The organism is Pseudomonas sp. MF4836 (genome assembly GCF_002018875.1).
Classification (GTDB): domain Bacteria; phylum Pseudomonadota; class Gammaproteobacteria; order Pseudomonadales; family Pseudomonadaceae; genus Aquipseudomonas.
Genome location: NZ_MVOL01000008.1, coordinates 341,539 through 357,333 on the forward strand (window position 1 = coordinate 341,539; position 15,795 = coordinate 357,333).

12 protein-coding genes are annotated in these 15,795 nt (G+C 61.8%); all 12 read right to left on the minus strand.

Features of this window, described 5'->3' with window-relative positions; all coding sequences use genetic code 11:
• Positions 1-83: 83 nt before the first annotated feature.
• On the minus strand, positions 84-1,100 hold the full coding sequence (locus tag MF4836_RS20525) for a class I SAM-dependent rRNA methyltransferase (protein ID WP_078471782.1): 1,017 nt from the start codon (positions 1,098-1,100) through the stop codon (positions 84-86).
• Positions 1,101-1,247: 147 nt separating this feature from the next.
• Entirely contained in the window at positions 1,248-2,114 is an 867-nt protein-coding gene (locus MF4836_RS20530; RefSeq protein ID WP_078471783.1) for an oxygenase MpaB family protein, read from the minus strand.
• A 51-nt stretch (positions 2,115-2,165) separates the two neighbouring features.
• Positions 2,166-4,103 (minus strand): acetate--CoA ligase, encoded by a 1,938-nt coding sequence (gene acs, locus MF4836_RS20535; protein WP_078471784.1) that lies wholly within the window; start codon positions 4,101-4,103, stop codon positions 2,166-2,168.
• Between the two features lie 218 nt (positions 4,104-4,321).
• A complete protein-coding gene (gene pgi / locus MF4836_RS20540) occupies positions 4,322-5,986 on the minus strand; it encodes a glucose-6-phosphate isomerase (RefSeq protein WP_078471785.1) in 1,665 nt (554 codons plus the stop codon).
• Between the two features lie 241 nt (positions 5,987-6,227).
• Positions 6,228-6,608 (minus strand): aspartate 1-decarboxylase, encoded by a 381-nt coding sequence (gene panD / locus MF4836_RS20545; RefSeq protein ID WP_020296487.1) that lies wholly within the window; start codon positions 6,606-6,608, stop codon positions 6,228-6,230.
• Positions 6,609-6,713: 105 nt separating this feature from the next.
• On the minus strand, positions 6,714-7,574 hold the full coding sequence (gene panC, locus MF4836_RS20550) for a pantoate--beta-alanine ligase (RefSeq protein WP_078471786.1): 861 nt from the start codon (positions 7,572-7,574) through the stop codon (positions 6,714-6,716).
• Positions 7,571-8,371 carry a 3-methyl-2-oxobutanoate hydroxymethyltransferase gene (gene panB / locus MF4836_RS20555; RefSeq protein ID WP_078471788.1) on the minus strand — a complete coding sequence of 267 codons (801 nt, stop codon included), beginning with the start codon at positions 8,369-8,371 and terminating at the stop codon, positions 7,571-7,573. Before panB ends, panC begins: the two co-directional genes overlap by 4 nt.
• A gap of 235 nt (positions 8,372-8,606) precedes the next feature.
• Positions 8,607-9,086, minus strand: a complete 480-nt coding sequence (gene folK / locus MF4836_RS20560) for a 2-amino-4-hydroxy-6-hydroxymethyldihydropteridine diphosphokinase (protein WP_078471789.1) — start codon at positions 9,084-9,086, stop codon at positions 8,607-8,609.
• Positions 9,087-9,090: 4 nt separating this feature from the next.
• Positions 9,091-10,485, minus strand: a complete 1,395-nt coding sequence (locus MF4836_RS20565) for a polynucleotide adenylyltransferase PcnB (RefSeq protein WP_078471790.1) — start codon at positions 10,483-10,485, stop codon at positions 9,091-9,093.
• Positions 10,486-11,207: 722 nt separating this feature from the next.
• Positions 11,208-12,644, minus strand: a complete 1,437-nt coding sequence (locus MF4836_RS20575; RefSeq protein WP_078471793.1) for a sigma-54-dependent transcriptional regulator — start codon at positions 12,642-12,644, stop codon at positions 11,208-11,210.
• Between the two features lie 22 nt (positions 12,645-12,666).
• Positions 12,667-15,621 carry a sensor histidine kinase gene (locus MF4836_RS20580; RefSeq protein ID WP_161955754.1) on the minus strand — a complete coding sequence of 985 codons (2,955 nt, stop codon included), beginning with the start codon at positions 15,619-15,621 and terminating at the stop codon, positions 12,667-12,669.
• Positions 15,605-15,781, minus strand: a complete 177-nt coding sequence (locus MF4836_RS34740; RefSeq protein ID WP_003176118.1) for a hypothetical protein — start codon at positions 15,779-15,781, stop codon at positions 15,605-15,607. Before MF4836_RS34740 ends, MF4836_RS20580 begins: the two co-directional genes overlap by 17 nt.
• Between the last annotated feature and the right edge of the window lie 14 nt (positions 15,782-15,795).

Here is a 15,795-nt window from a genome sequence, read left to right on the forward strand (position 1 = left end):
GGAAGTGCCTTGGAGTATGGCACGCGTTTCCGGTTCCGAAACAATCGGTGGATACAGGATTGTTCAGATTTGCCGCTACCGGGTCAGAGTTGCAGGACCAGGGTCTTGAGCGGTGGCTGTTGGTCCTGCGACGGGAAGTCCGCGCCGGGGGTCAGTACCTGGCAGTCACGCACCGGGCGCCCGGCCTTTTCGGCGCAACGCAGCACCTGTCCACGCCAGTCGTCCATCGATACCTTTGCCAGGTTGTTGCAGCAGATCAGCACCCCATCCTCGGCGGTGGCCAGCAACGCCGGCTTCAGCAGGCTCTGGTAATCGCGCAACAGGTCGACGGTGCCGAAGGCGCTCTTGGCCCAGGCGGGCGGGTCGAGCAATACCAGGTCGTATTGACGCTGTTCCAGGCGCGGATAACTGGGCAGTTTCTGCCCGCGACGCTGGCTGATGGGCAGTCCGGCCAATTGGCGAATGGCCGGGAAGTAATCGGACTGCACGAACTCCATGGTCGGCAACTGCGGGTTCAGCGCACCGTTCTCCCGGCCCACCGCCAGGTTGCCTTCGGCGAAGTCCAGGTTGCAGACCTCGCGGGCGCCGCCGGCTGCGGCACTCAGGCCGACGCCACAGGTATAGGCAAACAGGTTGAGCACGCTTTTGCCGGCGCTGTGTGCCTTGACCCAGCCGCGGGCGTTGCGCAGGTCGAGAAACAGCAGGGGATCCTGCCCCGCATGTCGGCCGCGGACCCGGTAGTTCAAGCCCCATTCATGGCCCACCAGGTCTTGCAGCGCGGCCTCATCGGCGCGATACACCGTGTCTTCGCGGTCGATCCGCGAGTTGCCCCGAGAGCGGTCGTTGTAGACCAGCAGGGTGTCCAGGCCCAGGTGTTGGTTGATGGCCTGGTGCAGTTCCAGCAGCGTGTCGCGTTCCAGGCTCTGGTGAAAGCTCTGCACCAGCAGTTGCGGGCCATAGCGGTCGACGGTCAGGCCGCCGGCCCCTTCCTGGCTGCCGTGGAACAGGCGATAGCAATCGGTGCCTTGCTGATGCAACTCGGCGAGCAGGTCCTGGCGATGATCGAGGGCGGCGCGCAGCGCCTGATTCAAGGAAGACATGCGGGCGCCTTGCGAATGATTGGGCGCGGCAGTTTACCAGCTATGTCGCCAGAGGGCTTGTTCCTGCTGGCCTGCGCCCTGGGAGCGCAACCTATTCAACCGCCCCCGGGCAACTCATCAGTTTCTGCGTCCTTTACTGCTTCGGTCTTACAGCCCCATGCGCCGTTTCGCCCGTTGTACCGAGCCATTACGCACCGCCCAGCGCAGCATGGGCGCACTGCGGTTGACGCTGGCGCGGATCAACTGGCGTTGCAGCGGGTTCTGGCTGACGTCGAGCATCGCACTGGCCCAGTCCGGCAGCAGATCGATTCCGGCCTTCATCATCAGTGCGCCAAAAGGCTTAGCCAGACGGCTGGGAGCGGGGGCCGCCAGCAACAGCCGCAGCACTTCTCGACTGCGTTCGTCACACAACAACTGCTGTTGCATGCGGGCCAGGTAATCGCCGACCTCCCGGCGCGAGCGCGGGATATCGCGGGCGCCGAGGCGTTCGGCAACCAGCGCGATCTCGGCGTAATACCGGTCTTGATCGGCGGGTGACAAGTTCGGGTTGCGGTAGCGCAAGTGGGCCGCGAGGAAGCTGCTGACTTCAGCCACATGCACCCAGGTCAGCAGGTCAGGGTCGCTGGCGGCGTAGGGGCGGCCATCGGGCGCGGTGCCCACCACCTGCAGGTGAATGGTGCGCACCTTGTCGATCAGCCATTCAGCATCCTGGCGCGAACCGAAGGTGGTGCCGGAAATGAACTGGCCGGTGCGGCGCAGGCGGCCGAGCATGTCCTGGCGAAAGTTTGAATGGTCCCAGACCCCGGCCAGGGCCAGTGGGTGCAGAGCCTGCATCAATAGGGCACTGATGCCGCCGATCAGCATGCTGCTGAAATCGCCATGCACTTGCCAACTGACCGAGTCCGGGCCGAACAGGCCCGGGTCGCCCTTGGGGTTTTCCAGGTCGAGTTTGCCCAGCGACAGGCCGGACAGGCTCATGACTTGGTTTTCGATGCGGCTACGAATGAATTCCATGACAGCTCGGTGATGTCTTCATGAGAGAAGCGCGGCCTGGGCCGCGCCGATTCAGAGGTTCAGGCGTTTGTCGATCAGCCCCTCGACCACGCTGGGGTCGGCCAGGGTCGAGGTGTCGCCCAGGCTGTCCAGCTCGTTGCAGGCGATCTTGCGCAGGATACGCCGCATGATCTTGCCCGACCGGGTTTTCGGCAAGGCCGGCGCCCATTGCAGCAGTTCCGGCTTGGCGAAGCTGCCGATTTCCTTGCTGACCAGGGCCAGCAGTTGTTTCTTCAAGTCATCGTTGGCTTCGACCCCGTTCATTGGGGTGACGAAGGCATAGATGCCCTGGCCCTTGAGGTCATGGGGGTAACCGACCACGGCGGCTTCGGCAACGCTGTCATGCAGCACCAGCGCGCTCTCGACCTCGGCGGTGCCGATGCGATGGCCGGAGACATTGATCACGTCATCGATGCGCCCGGTGATCCAGTAATCGCCGTCCTCGTCGCGGCGTGCGCCGTCACCGGTGAAGTAGTAGCCGGGGTAAGGTTTGAAATAGGTGTCGACCATGCGCTGCGGATCGCCATAGACGCTGCGGATCTGCCCAGGCCAGCTGGCTTTGATGGCCAGCACGCCGCTGCCGGCGCCGGTGATTTCCTTGCCCTGTTCGTCCAGCAGCACGGGTTGTACGCCAAACATGGGCTGGGTGGCGCAGCCGGGCTTGATCCGGGTTGCGCTGACCAGGGGGCTGAGCATGATGCCGCCGGTCTCGGTCTGCCACCAGGTATCGACGATCGGGCAGCGTTGCTCGCCCACCACATTGAAATACCACTCCCAGGCTTCCGGGTTGATCGGTTCGCCGACGCTGCCAAGCAGGCGCAGGCTGCTGCGCGAGGTTTGCTGCAAGGGTTCGGGGCCTTCGCGCATCAAGGCCCGCAGAGCGGTTGGCGCGGTGTAGAAAATATTCACCTGGTGTTTGTCGATGACCTCCCAGAACCGCGAGCTGCTCGGGTAGCTGGGCACGCCCTCGAAGATCAGGGTCGTGGCGCCATTGGCCAGCGGGCCGTAGACGATGTAGCTGTGGCCGGTGACCCAGCCGACATCCGCAGTGCACCAGAAGACTTCGCCGTCGCGGTAGTCGAGCACGTACTTGAAGGTCATGGCCGCCTGCAGCAGGTAACCGCCGGTGGTATGCAGCACGCCCTTGGGTTTGCCAGTGCTGCCCGAGGTATAGAGGATAAACAGCGGGTCTTCGGCGTCCATGGGCTCCGGCGGGCAGTCATCGTCGACGCTGCGCAGGGCCTGGTGATACCAGAGGTCGCGGCCTTCGACCCAGTTCACCGGGTTTTGCGTGCGCTCGACCACCACGACGGTACTGACTCCGGGGCAGTTGAGCAGGGCTTGGTCGACGTTGTTTTTGAGCGGTACGAACTTGCCGCCGCGCACGCCTTCATCGGCGGTGATGACGGTGCGGCAATCCGCATCCAGAATCCGGTCGCGCAAGGCATCCGGGGAGAAGCCACCAAAGACCACCGAGTGCACGGCGCCGATTCGCGTGCAGGCGAGCATGGCGTAAGCGGCTTCGGGGATCATCGGCATGTAGATGCACACCCGGTCGCCCTTCTTCACGCCACGGCTTTTCAACACGTTGGCCAGGCGACACACGTAGTGGTGGAGCTTTTTATAGGTGATCTGCAGCGACTCGGCCGGATCGTCGCCTTCCCAGAGAATGGCCACCTGATCGCCACGCTGTTCCAGGTGACGGTCTATGCAGTTGTAGCTGACGTTCAGCTCGGCACCGGCAAACCAGCTGGCGGAACCGGTTTTCAGGTCATAGCGCTGGACGGTCTGCCACGGTTTGCTCCAGTCGAGAAAACGTGTGGCCTGGTCGGCCCAGAAGACGCTGGGGTGTTCGATGGATTGTCGGTACAGGCGCTGGTAATCGTCCTGGCTCAGTTGTGCTGCCCGGCGGACGGCATCGGCTTTGGGGAACGTGCTGATATCGAACATGACGGTTCCTTATTCTTGTTTTTGCGACAAGTAATAAAGATGCGCCGAGCGGGGGGAGGGTTCAAGAGGCAGGCCCGCCGTCGAGGTCGAGGCGGGGTTGGCCTGGGTCGCAGCAGGTTAGGCGGTGCGCGGCTTGCGGGTGCATCGCCGGTTGGCCGTTGCCTTTGTTACAGGAGGTGAAAGCGTGGCCCGTTGATCAGGCCACGCCGAACAACCCGTCAGCCGCGGTGGCGACCGCGGAAGTAGTTGATCAAACCCTGAGTGGAGGCATCGTCAGCCGGTGTTTCCTCGCTGCCAACCAGGCGGTTGTAGACGCCTTTGCCCAGCTCCTTGCCCAGCTCCACGCCCCATTGGTCAAAGGCGTTGATGCCCCACACCACGCTCTGCACGAACACCTTGTGTTCATACAGCGCCACCAGTGCGCCCAGGCGACGCGGGCTGATGCGCTCGACCACCAGGGTGTTGCTTGGGCGGTTGCCCGGAATCACCTTGTGCGGCGCAAGCTTCTGCACTTCGTCTTCGCTCAGGCCTTTGTCGCGCAGTTCGGTTTCGGCTTCGGCGCGGGTCTTGCCCAGCATCAGCGCCTGGCTTTGCGACAGGCAGTTGGCGTACAGCCACTGGTGGTGGTCGGAGACCGGGTTGAAGCTGACGATCGGCACGATGAAATCGGCCGGAATCAGTTGGGTGCCTTGGTGCAGCAACTGGTGGTAAGCGTGCTGACCGTTGCAGCCGACGCCGCCCCAAATGACCGGGCCGGTATCAGTGGACACCGGGGTACCGTCCTGGCGCACGCTCTTGCCGTTGGACTCCATGTCCAACTGCTGCAAGTGCTTGGTGATGTTACGCAGGTAGTGGTCGTACGGCAGGATCGCGTGGCTCTGCGCGCCCCAGAAGTTGCCGTACCAGACGCCCAGCAACGCCAGCAGTACCGGCATGTTCTGTTCGAATGGCGCGCTCTGGAAATGCTGGTCCATGGTGTAGGCACCGGACAGCAGTTCCTTGAAGTTCGACATGCCGATGGCCAGGGCGATCGGCAACCCGATGGCCGACCACAGCGAATAGCGGCCGCCGACCCAATCCCACATCGGGAAGATGTTTTCTTCGCGGATACCGAACGCCACGGCAGCGGCGTTGTTGCTGGAAACCGCAATGAAGTGCCGATACAGCTCGGCTTCCGAACCACCCTGGGCCAGGTACCAGGCGCGTGCGGCCTGGGCGTTTTTCAGGGTTTCCAGGGTATTGAAGGATTTCGACGAGACGATGAACAGCGTGGTCTCGGCGCGCAGCTTGAGGGTCAGCTCATGGAACTCACTGCCGTCGATGTTCGCCAGGTAATGGCAGCGCACGCCTTTTTGGGCATAGGACAGCAGGGCTTCGGAAACCAGTTCCGGGCCCAGGAACGAGCCACCGATACCGATGTTCACCACGTCGGTGATCGGTTTTTCGGTGTAGCCACGCCACAGGCCGTCGTGAATGCGACCCACCAGGTCGGTGATCTGATTCAGCACCTTGTGCACGTCAGGCATCACGTTGACGCCATTGACCGACAGTTTGTCGCCTACCGGGCGGCGCAGGGCGGTATGCAGGGCCGGGCGCCCTTCGGAAGAGTTGACCAACTCGCCATTGAACAGCGCCCTGATCGCGTCCTGCAGGCCGACTTCGTCAGCCAGGCCCACCAGCAGGTCGCGGGTTTCGCTGTTGATCAGGTTTTTTGAATAATCGAGAAAAAGCCCACAGCTGCTCAGGCTGAAATGATGAAAGCGCTGCGGGTCGGCATTGAAGGCTTCGCGCATGCTGAAATCCTGCATGGCTTGGCGGTGGTCATTCAACGCCTGCCAGGCGGGCAGAGCGGTAACGTCATGAGGGGTGCGGTAATACGCCATCGCTGCGGTTTTCCTTTTGCTTGAACTGCCTTTTGGACACTGAAAAGCCCGGAACGTCCTGTTGGATGACAGGCCTCGTTCGGTCGACCCTGCGTCAACACGATAAATGGCGCGGGGCAATTACAGTAACCCTCGCGTGTTGATCTGTCTTGGCTTTGTCTGACCTGTGGCCGGTACTTTTTTATACCGGCGCGCACGGCGGGTGCAACAAAGGGGTGTGGATTGTTAGAAAAGAGTGGTTTCAGGCGACCTGAACCGGGATGGCATTGCTGGTGTGGCTCAGCTCGTTGCCGGGGGCCATGTACAGCATGCGCGGCTGGAAGTTGAGCAGCTCGGCTTCGCTGTAGTGGGCATAGGCGCAGATGATCACCCGATCGCCGACCTTGGCCTTGTGCGCTGCGGCGCCGTTGACCGAGATCATGCGCGAACCGGGCTCGCCGCGAATGGCGTAGGTGGTGAAACGTTCGCCATTGTCGACGTTGTAGATCTGGATCTGTTCGTACTCACGGATGCCAGACAGGTCCAGCCATTCGCCATCGATGGCGCAAGAGCCTTCGTAATCGAGCACAGCGTGGGTGACTTCGGCGCGATGCAGCTTGGCCTTGAGCATGATGGCGTGCATGGGGTGTATCCCTTGTCAGATCCTCGGGCGGGGCGCGGCAATAGTGGCTGCGGGCCCCTGGCGGCGGCAGTTTGCCCGAAGGTCCTGCTTCGGGCAATCATGCTTTTATGCCGTGGCGTCGAGGTTCAGATGAAGGTTATCGATCAGGCGTGTGGCGCCCAGATACGCGGCCGCCAGAATCACCAGGTCGCGGTCATCTGCCGTGGCCAGGCGCAGGTTCGTGGCGTGGCGGATCTCCAGGTAATCGGGACGTAGACCGGCCGCTTCCAGTTGCTGGCGTTGTTCGCCCAGCAGCTTGGGATAATCCCGTTCGCCCTGTTCGATAGCCTGGGCGATCTGGCTCAGGCTGCGGTACAGCGCCGGCGCGATGGCGCGTTGTTGCTCGTCGAGGTAGCCGTTGCGCGAAGACAAGGCCAGGCCGTCGGCGGCCCGTACGGTCGGCTCGCCGATAATCTGGATCGGCATGTTCAGGTCCTGGACCAGGGCACGAATGACCGCCAGTTGCTGAAAGTCCTTCTGGCCAAACACCGCGAGGTCCGGCTGCACCATGTTGAACAGCTTGCAGACCACGGTCGCCACGCCCTCGAAATGCCCGGGACGGCTGGCGCCGCACAGGCCTTCGGAAAGCTGAGGGACGCTGACTCGGGTCTGGCCGCTCATGCCTTCCGGATACACCTCTTCAACGCTGGGGGCGAAGAGCAGGTGGCAGCCGGCTTGCAGCAGTTTTTCCTGGTCGGCGGCCAGGGTCCGAGGGTACTTGTCGAGGTCTTCGCCCGCGCCGAATTGCAGCGGGTTGACGAAAATGCTCGCCACCACGAAATCCACTCGCTGCGCCGCCTTGGTCACCAGTGCGGCATGGCCGCTGTGCAGGTTGCCCATGGTCGGGACCAGACCGATACGTTTGCCTTCGCTACGGGCGCGAGCCACCGCCGCGCGCAGCTCGCGCACAGTTTTAACAGTATTCATGCAGAGAATCCGTGTTCAGCGCCCGGGAAAGTCCCGGCTTTGACTTCATTGACGTAGGCGGCCAGGGCGGACTGGATGCTGTCCTGGCCGGCCATGAAGTTCTTCACGAACTTGGGCGCACGGCCGCTCAGTGACAGCCCGAGCATGTCGTGGATCACCAGAACCTGGCCGTCGGTGGCGCTGCCGGCGCCGATGCCGATCACCGGGATTTTCACCGCCTGGGTGATTTCAGTGGCCAGCTCGCTGGGCACGCATTCGAGCAGCAGCATCGCTGCCCCCGCCTGCTCCAGGGCGATGGCATCCGCGCGCATCTGCCGGGCCTGGTTCTCGTTGCGGCCCTGGACCTTGTACCCACCCAGGATATTCACCGACTGTGGGGTCAGGCCCATGTGCGCGCACACCGGAATGCCGCGCTCGGCCAGCAGGCGAATCGAATCCGCCAGCCACAGTGCACCTTCGACCTTGACCATGTGCGCACCGGCCTGCATCAGCTGGGCGCTGTTGTTGAGGGCTTGTTCGGTGGTGGCATAGGCCATGAAGGGCAGGTCGGCGAGGATCAGCGCACCACTGTTACCGCGTTTGACCGAAGCCACGTGGTAGGCCATTTCGGCGGTGGTAACAGGGAGGGTGCTGTCGTGCCCTTGCAAGACCATGCCGAGGGAGTCGCCCACCAGCAGAACGTCGACGCCCGCTTCGCAGCAGGTGTGGGCGAAGGTGGCGTCATAGCAGGTCAACATGGCGATCTTCTCGCCTTTCTGCTTGAGGTTTTGCAGGGTGGTCAGGGTGATATCCGGCATCAAAAGGTCCTCATTCAGGCGCTTTGGAAACTACTGCGAGTAACGCGCGTGATTCTTCGTTTATTCAGGCGCACGGTCTTTTGTCGTGCTTATAAGGCCTGGATTGCGCCCTTTAACGCCAGGTTGGCGGCAACGGGACGCCTATAGTCGTGAGGAGAACTCGGGAAGTCAATTGGATGTGTTACCGCATTGTTACGCCGCGGGTGTTACCGCGGTTACTGATGCGTTTCAGCTGTCAGGCCAGCCGTTCCAGCCCGACAAAAGGGCAGGCCGCGAGGAGTTCGCGCAGGGTACGGCCGTCGGCCAGTTGCAGGTTTTCCGGAGCCAGTTCCGCCAGGGGGTAGAGGACAAAGGCCCGGGCGTGCATGTGGTAGTGCGGGACCTTGAGCCGCGGCTCGTCGATCAGGCGGTCACCGAACAGCAGGATATCCAGATCAAGGGTGCGCGGGCCCCAGCGCTCGTTGCGCTCCCGGCCCTGGCTGTTTTCGATGGCTTGCAGCGCATCCAGCAAGGCCAGAGGGGACAGGCGGCTATCAAACGCCGCGACTGCGTTGGTGTAGCGCGGTTGGCCGGGCAGCAGGGAGTCGCTCTGATAGAAAGACGACACGCCCACCCACTCGGTCTCGGGCAGCTGCGCCAGGGCATCAGTTGCGCTGCGCAGTTGTTGCGTCGGGGCAGCCAGATTGCTGCCCATGCCGATGTAGATGCGCTCCATCAACTTACTCGCCGGATGGGCCCGCGCTGCGTTTGCGCTTGGCGCCGCTGCTGCGGCGGCGTTTACGTGGAGCGCCGCTGGCACTGTCATCCTTGCCGCTGAGGTCGCGGATCATGTCGCGGCGTTCGGCATCGTTGGCATCCTGATAATCAGTCCACCACTCGCCCAGGCCATCGGTCTGCTCACCTGCGCTCTCACGCAGCAGCAGGAAGTCATAGCCGGCACGAAAACGCGGGTTGTCCAGTAACTGGTCGGCGCGCTTGCCGCTACGACGTGGCAGGCGCTCCTGCATGTCCCAGATCTCGCGGATCGGCATGGTGAAGCGTTTCGGAATTGCTATGCGCTGGCACTGTTCGGCGATCAGCTCATGTGCCGCTTCCTGCATCGCCGGAATTGGCGGCATGCCGCGTTCCTGCAGGCGCAACACGCGGGCTGGAAGGGCCGGCCAGAGCAGGGCGGCGAAGAGGAAGGCCGGGGTCACCGGTTTGTTCTGCTTGATGCGCAGATCGGTATTGGCCAGGGCTTCGCTGATCAGGGTATGGGTATAAGTCGGGTTGTACTCAAGGGCCTCGGCGCTGGCCGGGAACAACGGATCGAACAGTTGCAGGTCCACCAGCATCTCAAAGGTGTCTGCTGCGTGGCCCGAGAGGAACAGCTTGAGCACTTCCTCGAACAGGCGTGCCGACGGGATCTCCCGCAGCATCGGGGCCAGGTCGCGAATCGGCGCGGCGGTGTGCTTCTCGATGCCGAAATCCAGCTTGGCTGCGAAGCGCACGGCCCGCAGCATCCGCACCGGGTCTTCCTGGTAGCGTTGCTGAGGGTCGCCGATTAGGCGGATCAGATGATTGCGGATGTCGTGCACGCCATTGGCGTAATCGAGAATGCGCTCACTGACCGGATCGTAATACAGGGCGTTGATGGTGAAGTCGCGGCGTTGGGCATCTTCTTCGAGGGTGCCGTAGACGTTGTCGCGCAGGATCCGCCCGCTTTCATTACGCGAGGACTGATTGCTGTCTTCCTCTTCGTCGTTCTGCGGGTGGTTGGCGCGGAAGGTCGCGACCTCGATGATTTCGCGACCAAAATGGATATGCACCAGTTTGAAACGGCGACCGATGATGCGCGCGTTACGAAACTCTGCCCGCACCTGTTCCGGTGTGGCGCTGGTGGCGACGTCGAAATCCTTGGGCGTGATATTGAGCAGCATGTCGCGCACGCAACCACCTACCAGGTACGCCTGATAGCCAGCGTTCTGCAGGCGTTCGACGATGTTCACCGCATAGCGGCTGAACTGGGCGCGTTGCAGCGAATGTTGGCTGCTGTTGAGCACTTCAGGCGTGCTACGGATGTGTTGCGTATGACGCTTGGGCGAACGGAATGACTGGAACAACTTCTTCAGCATGGGATGCACTGTTTGAAGGAATGTTCGGCCATAACGAAGAATGACCGCATGATGGGCCGGGATTCTAGCATTTAGTCGGGGGATGGTGTAGGACGGCGGAGTTTTGAGCTGAAAGCCGTGAGCGGCATGGGTTGGGCGGGGAAAGCTGAATCGCGGAAACTACAAGGGGAGCCGAAGCTCCCCCAGAAGTAGTTGCGTGCTCTATTTTTATTATTGGTTTTGGGCTTCTTGTTTTTGTTTAACGCCCGTGTCACCTGGTTTACCCAGAGTGACCCTCCCAATCGGGAGCCAAGAGCAAACGGATTGCTTTGATCGCTGTGTTGCAATGATCTGATGATCCAACCAGTTCAGGCTCTGCCTTAGGGCAGTTTTTGTTGTTCTCGGCCTGGTTGTGGGGCAAGCCCCAAATACAACGCCTCTCCAAAAGAATCAGTTAGCTGCGCCTCCGCCGTGTTGTTTTTATTATGCGTGAGTCGATTCGTCTTATTTTTATTGTCTTATGCATTGCTTGTTATTGTTCTTGTACCAGACATATAGCAGATGCCGTGCCAACTTTTGCGAGCCCCAATGAAACTGGGGGTTGACCGGTGTTTTGGGTTTTTTACGGGCAAAAAAAAGCCGGGGCTTCGTTACCTTTAGCCCCGGCTTTTGTTACGTGAAATTGCAGAGGTAACAGTTTTTTCACAAAGTCGAGTGTTACCCGCACTTCCTACAGCGAAGGTTCAGCTTTCGCTGGCGACCCCGGTCTTGCGTCGTGGAATGCCCAGGCGCTGGCGCCGTTCCCACAGGCACTTGCGGCTGACGCCCAGTTTGCGTGCCAGTTCGGTCTCGGTCATATGGTCCTGATGCTCGAGCACGAAATGCTGGAAGTAGTCTTCCAGAGACAGATCTTCGGTGGGCTCGTGGCTGGTGGTATTGGCGCCGCCCTGTTGCGGAGCCAGGCCGATGAAGTCGTCATCGTCCAGGTCGCTCAGTTCGATATCGATGCCCAGCAGCTCGGCAGAAATCTCCGGGCTTTCACACAGGATCACCGCACGCTCGACGGCGTTTTCCAGCTCCCGCACGTTTCCTGGCCAGGAATAATGACGAATGGCCTGTTCGGCGTCCGGGGCAAACCTCAGGTCGGTGCGGCCCACGCGTGCGCTCTGGCGTGCCAGAAAGGCGGTGGCGATCTCGTTGACGTCGGCGCCACGTTCACGCAGTGCGGGCAGCTTGAGGGCAATCACGTGCAGTCGGTAATAAAGGTCTTCACGGAACTGGCCGATCTTGGCCAGGCTCTTGAGGTCCCTGTGGGTTGCAGCGATCAGGCGCACATCCACCTTCTGCGACTGCACCGAGCCGACACGACGGATTTCGCCTTCCTGCAGTACCCGCAACAGGCGCGCCTGGGCTTCCAGGGGCAGCTCGCCAATTTCGTCGAGGAACAGCGTGCCGCCGTCCGCTGCTTCCACCAAGCCCGCGCGCCCGGCGCTGGCCCCGGTGAATGCACCTTTTTCGTGGCCGAACAGTTCGGACTCGATCAGGGTTTCCGGAATGGCTGCACAGTTGACCGAAATCATCGGCGCCTTGGCACGTTTCGACAGATTGTGCAGGGCGCGGGCCACCAGTTCCTTGCCGGTCCCGGATTCGCCCTGGATCAGTACATTGGAGTCGGTCGGGGCGACCTTGCGGATCTTGCTGTACATGTCCTGCATCGGCGGGCATGAGCCGATGATGCCGATTTCGCCATTACTGTTTCCGGCGCCGGCTTTCTCGCCAGCGTTGGCTGCCTTGCCCGCCGGACGCTCAGCCGGGTTGGCCTGGGCGCTTTGCCGGTCGCGCAGGATGCGCGCCACGGCCTGGAGCATTTCGTCGTGGTCGAAAGGTTTGGCGATGTAATCCACCGCGCCCATCTTCATTGAGTCAACGGCCGAACGCAGGCTGGCGTAGCTGGTCATGATCAGCACCGGCGTGCCCTGGCCGAGCTTGATCAGCTCGGTACCGGGGGCGCCCGGCAAGCGCAAATCACTGACGATCAGGTCGAACGTGGGGATGCTGAAACGCTCCTGCGCTTCCTGCACCGAGCCGGCTTCGCTGACCTGGTACTGGTTGCGCTCCAGCAGACGACGCAAGGCGGAGCGGATGATGGTTTCGTCTTCGACGATCAGAATGTGCGGCATTGATTCAATTCTCTCGACGGTCTCAGTTCACAGCGGACGTCGCTTCGACATGACGCGGTAGAGTCACCCGGATACGGGTGCCGCGTTGGCTTTCGGTGTCAGCCGGGCTGTCGATGGTGATTTGTCCATAATGCTCTTCAACGATGGAATAGACCAGTGCAAGGCCCAGTCCGGTGCCTTCGCCAGGATCCTTGGTGGTGAAGAAAGGTTCGAACAATCGGTCCATGATGTTCTTCGGAATGCCGCTGCCTTCGTCTTCTACGATCAGATCGATCGTATGTTCCGAGGCCTCGCTTTTCACTCGTACTGCACTGCCCGCCGGTGAGGCGTCGCGGGCGTTGGACAGCAGATTGATCAGAACCTGGGCGAGCCGTTGCGGGTCGCCGTCGACCCAGTGATCGGGGTCGCACAGGTTGAAAAATTGCACTTCGAAATTGCGCCGGTTCAGCGCCAGCAGACCGATGGCGTCCTGGGCGACTTCGGCCAGGCAGACCGGCTCGTCGTTGTGCTGATGGCTGCCGGCATGGGCGAAGCTCATCAGCGATTGCACGATGCGCGACACCCGCTTGGTCTGCTCAAGGATCTGGCCGCTGATTTCGGTCAGCTCGCTGTCATCTTCCCGTTCTTCGCGCAGGTTTTGCGCCAGGCAGGCAATACCGGTGATCGGGTTGCCAATTTCGTGGGCCACGCCCGCAGCCAGGCGGCCGATGCTGGCCAGTCGCTCGGAGTGCACCAGCTTGTCTTCGAGCATCTGGGTTTCGGTCAGGTCCTCCACCAGCAGCACCAGGCCGCTATTGCCCGGGGCCAGGGGCTCATCGATGGCAGCCTTGTGCAGGTTGAGCCAGCGGGTCTGGCCGTCGAGGGCCAGGTGCTGTTTGTGCAAATGTTCGTCAGGCAGGTTGATGAAACCCTGCAGCAGTTCTTTCCAGGGATCGGCAATGGTGCTCAGGCGCGAGCCGACCACGTGTTGCGCCGGGATATTGGTCAGCTCCTCCATGGCCTTGTTCCACATCAGGATCTCCTGATCCTTGGCCAGGGAGCAGACCCCCATCGGCAGTTCCTGCAGGGTTTGCCGGTGGTAGCGGCGCAAGGCGTCGAGCTCGGCGGCAAGGCCTGTCAGGCGCGAGTGGTAATCCTCCAGCCGGCTCTCAATAAAGTGGATGTCTTCAGTGACGTAGTTTTCGCCGCTGGCCTTATAGGGCAAGAAGGTCTCGACCATGTCCTGGGCCACGCTGGGCCCCATCAGCCCGGACAGGTTGGCCTCGATGCGGTCGCGCAGGCGGCGCAGGGCGTACGGACGGCGCTCGTCGAAGGGCAGATAAAGGTCGCGCAAGGCCTGTTCGACTTCCTTCTGCGCAGCCTTGGCGCCCAGGGGCTTGGCCAGCTGTGTGGCGAATTCCTGGGGTGAAGCCGCATGCAGTTCACGGCGCTGCGGGCGGCGCACGTTGTCCACCGCACAGGCTTCGGCGGCGCTGGCCTCTTCGGCGCTGGCGTTGGTGAACAGCGAGATCAGGGTGAACATCAACACGTTGGCGGCCAGGGAGGCGATCGCCGCCATATGCCAACTGGTGTCATCCAGCACGTAGATCATGTTCAACAGCGGAATATAGAAACCCTGCAAGTTGCCGATCAACGGCAGCAGCATGGTCACCAGCCATACCAGGATCCCCGCCAGCAAGCCGGCGATAAAGCCCCGGCGGTTGGCGGTCGGCCAATAGAGTACGGACAGCACGCCGGGCAAGAATTGCAGGGTGGCGACAAAGGCGACGATGCCCAGGTTCGCCAGGTCCTGCTCGGCGCCCAGCAGCAGGTAGAAGGCGTAGCCGGCCATGATAATGGCGACGATCAGCGCGCGACGGGTCCATTTCAGCCAGCGGTAGATATTGCCCTCGGCCGGTGGCTGATACAGCGGCAGCACCAGGTGGTTCAGGGCCATGCCCGACAGTGCCAGGGTCGTGACGATGATCAAGCCGCTGGCCGCCGACAGCCCGCCGACATAAGCCAGCAGCGCCAAGGCCTTGCTGTTGGCGGCGATGCCGATGCCAAGGGTGAAATATTCCGGGTTGGTGGTGGCGCCCAGTTTCAGGCCTGCCCAGAGGATCAGCGGCACCGCCAGGCTCATCAGCAGCAGGAACAACGGCAGGCCCCAGCTGGCGCTGACCAGTGAGCGCGGGTTGAGGTTCTCGGTGAAGGTCATGTGGTACATGTGCGGCATCACAATCGCCGAGGCGAAGAACACCAGCAGCAGGGTGCGCCACGGACCTTCCTGCAGCGGGGTGTGCAGTGCGGCGAGGGCGGTCTGGTTCTGCAGGAGCCAGATTTCCAGCTGCTGCGGACCATCGAACACGCCATACAAGGCGTAGAGGCCGACGCCGCCGATGGCGATTAGCTTGATCACCGACTCGAAGGCAATGGCAAACACCAGGCCTTCGTGTTTTTCCCGGGTGGCGATATGCCGGGACCCAAAGAAGATGGTGAACAGGGTGATCAGTGCGCAGAAGCTCAGGGCAACCCGATGCTGCACCGGCTCGCGGGTGAGAATGCCAATGGAGTCGGCGACCGCCTGGATTTGCAGCGCCAGCAGCGGCAGCACACCGATCAGCATGAAAATCGTGGTCAGTGCGCCGGCCCAGGTGCTGCGAAAACGGAAGGCGAACAGATCGGCCAGGGATGACAGCTGGTAGGTGCGGGTAATTTTCAGAATCGGGTAGAGCAGTACCGGTGCCAGCAGAAAGGCCCCGGACACCCCCAGGTAACTGGACAGGAAGCCGTAACCGTACTGATACGCCAGGCCGACCGTACCGTAGAACGCCCAGGCACTGGCGTAGACCCCGAGGGACAGGGTGTAGGTCAGCGGGTGGCGAATGATCGAGCGCGGAATCATTCCGCGTTCACTGATCCAGGCGACGCCGAACAGCACGGCCAGGTAGGCGGCGCTGATCAGGATCATCTGGGTCAGGCTAAAGCTCATCGGCATCTTTTTGGCTCTGCAGGATGAAGGTCACGACGATCAGAATCAGCCAGAGCAGATACGGGCGATACCAGGCGCCAGTAGCATCGATCCACCAATCCATGATGGCGGGGGAAAACAGATAGATCCCCACTACCAGGAGCAGGACCAAGCGATAGATGTACATCCCGGCCTCTCTTT

What these genes read in the sequence shown, in the direction of transcription:
- MF4836_RS20575 (WP_078471793.1), bottom strand. Translation starts at nt 12,644, where the DNA reads ATGCCGCACATTCTGATCGTCGAAGACGAAACCATCATCCGCTCCGCC.
- panC (WP_078471786.1), bottom strand. Translation starts at nt 7,574, where the DNA reads ATGAATACTGTTAAAACTGTGCGCGAGCTGCGCGCGGCGGTGGCTCGC.
- MF4836_RS20565 (WP_078471790.1), bottom strand. Translation starts at nt 10,485, where the DNA reads ATGCTGAAGAAGTTGTTCCAGTCATTCCGTTCGCCCAAGCGTCATACG.
- MF4836_RS20530 (WP_078471783.1), bottom strand. Translation starts at nt 2,114, where the DNA reads ATGGAATTCATTCGTAGCCGCATCGAAAACCAAGTCATGAGCCTGTCC.
- MF4836_RS20580 (WP_161955754.1), bottom strand. Translation starts at nt 15,621, where the DNA reads ATGCCGATGAGCTTTAGCCTGACCCAGATGATCCTGATCAGCGCCGCC.
- panD (WP_020296487.1), bottom strand. Translation starts at nt 6,608, where the DNA reads ATGCACGCCATCATGCTCAAGGCCAAGCTGCATCGCGCCGAAGTCACC.
- panB (WP_078471788.1), bottom strand. Translation starts at nt 8,371, where the DNA reads ATGCCGGATATCACCCTGACCACCCTGCAAAACCTCAAGCAGAAAGGC.
- MF4836_RS20525 (WP_078471782.1), bottom strand. Translation starts at nt 1,100, where the DNA reads ATGTCTTCCTTGAATCAGGCGCTGCGCGCCGCCCTCGATCATCGCCAG.
- folK (WP_078471789.1), bottom strand. Translation starts at nt 9,086, where the DNA reads ATGGAGCGCATCTACATCGGCATGGGCAGCAATCTGGCTGCCCCGACG.
- pgi (WP_078471785.1), bottom strand. Translation starts at nt 5,986, where the DNA reads ATGGCGTATTACCGCACCCCTCATGACGTTACCGCTCTGCCCGCCTGG.
- acs (WP_078471784.1), bottom strand. Translation starts at nt 4,103, where the DNA reads ATGTTCGATATCAGCACGTTCCCCAAAGCCGATGCCGTCCGCCGGGCA.
- MF4836_RS34740 (WP_003176118.1), bottom strand. Translation starts at nt 15,781, where the DNA reads ATGTACATCTATCGCTTGGTCCTGCTCCTGGTAGTGGGGATCTATCTG.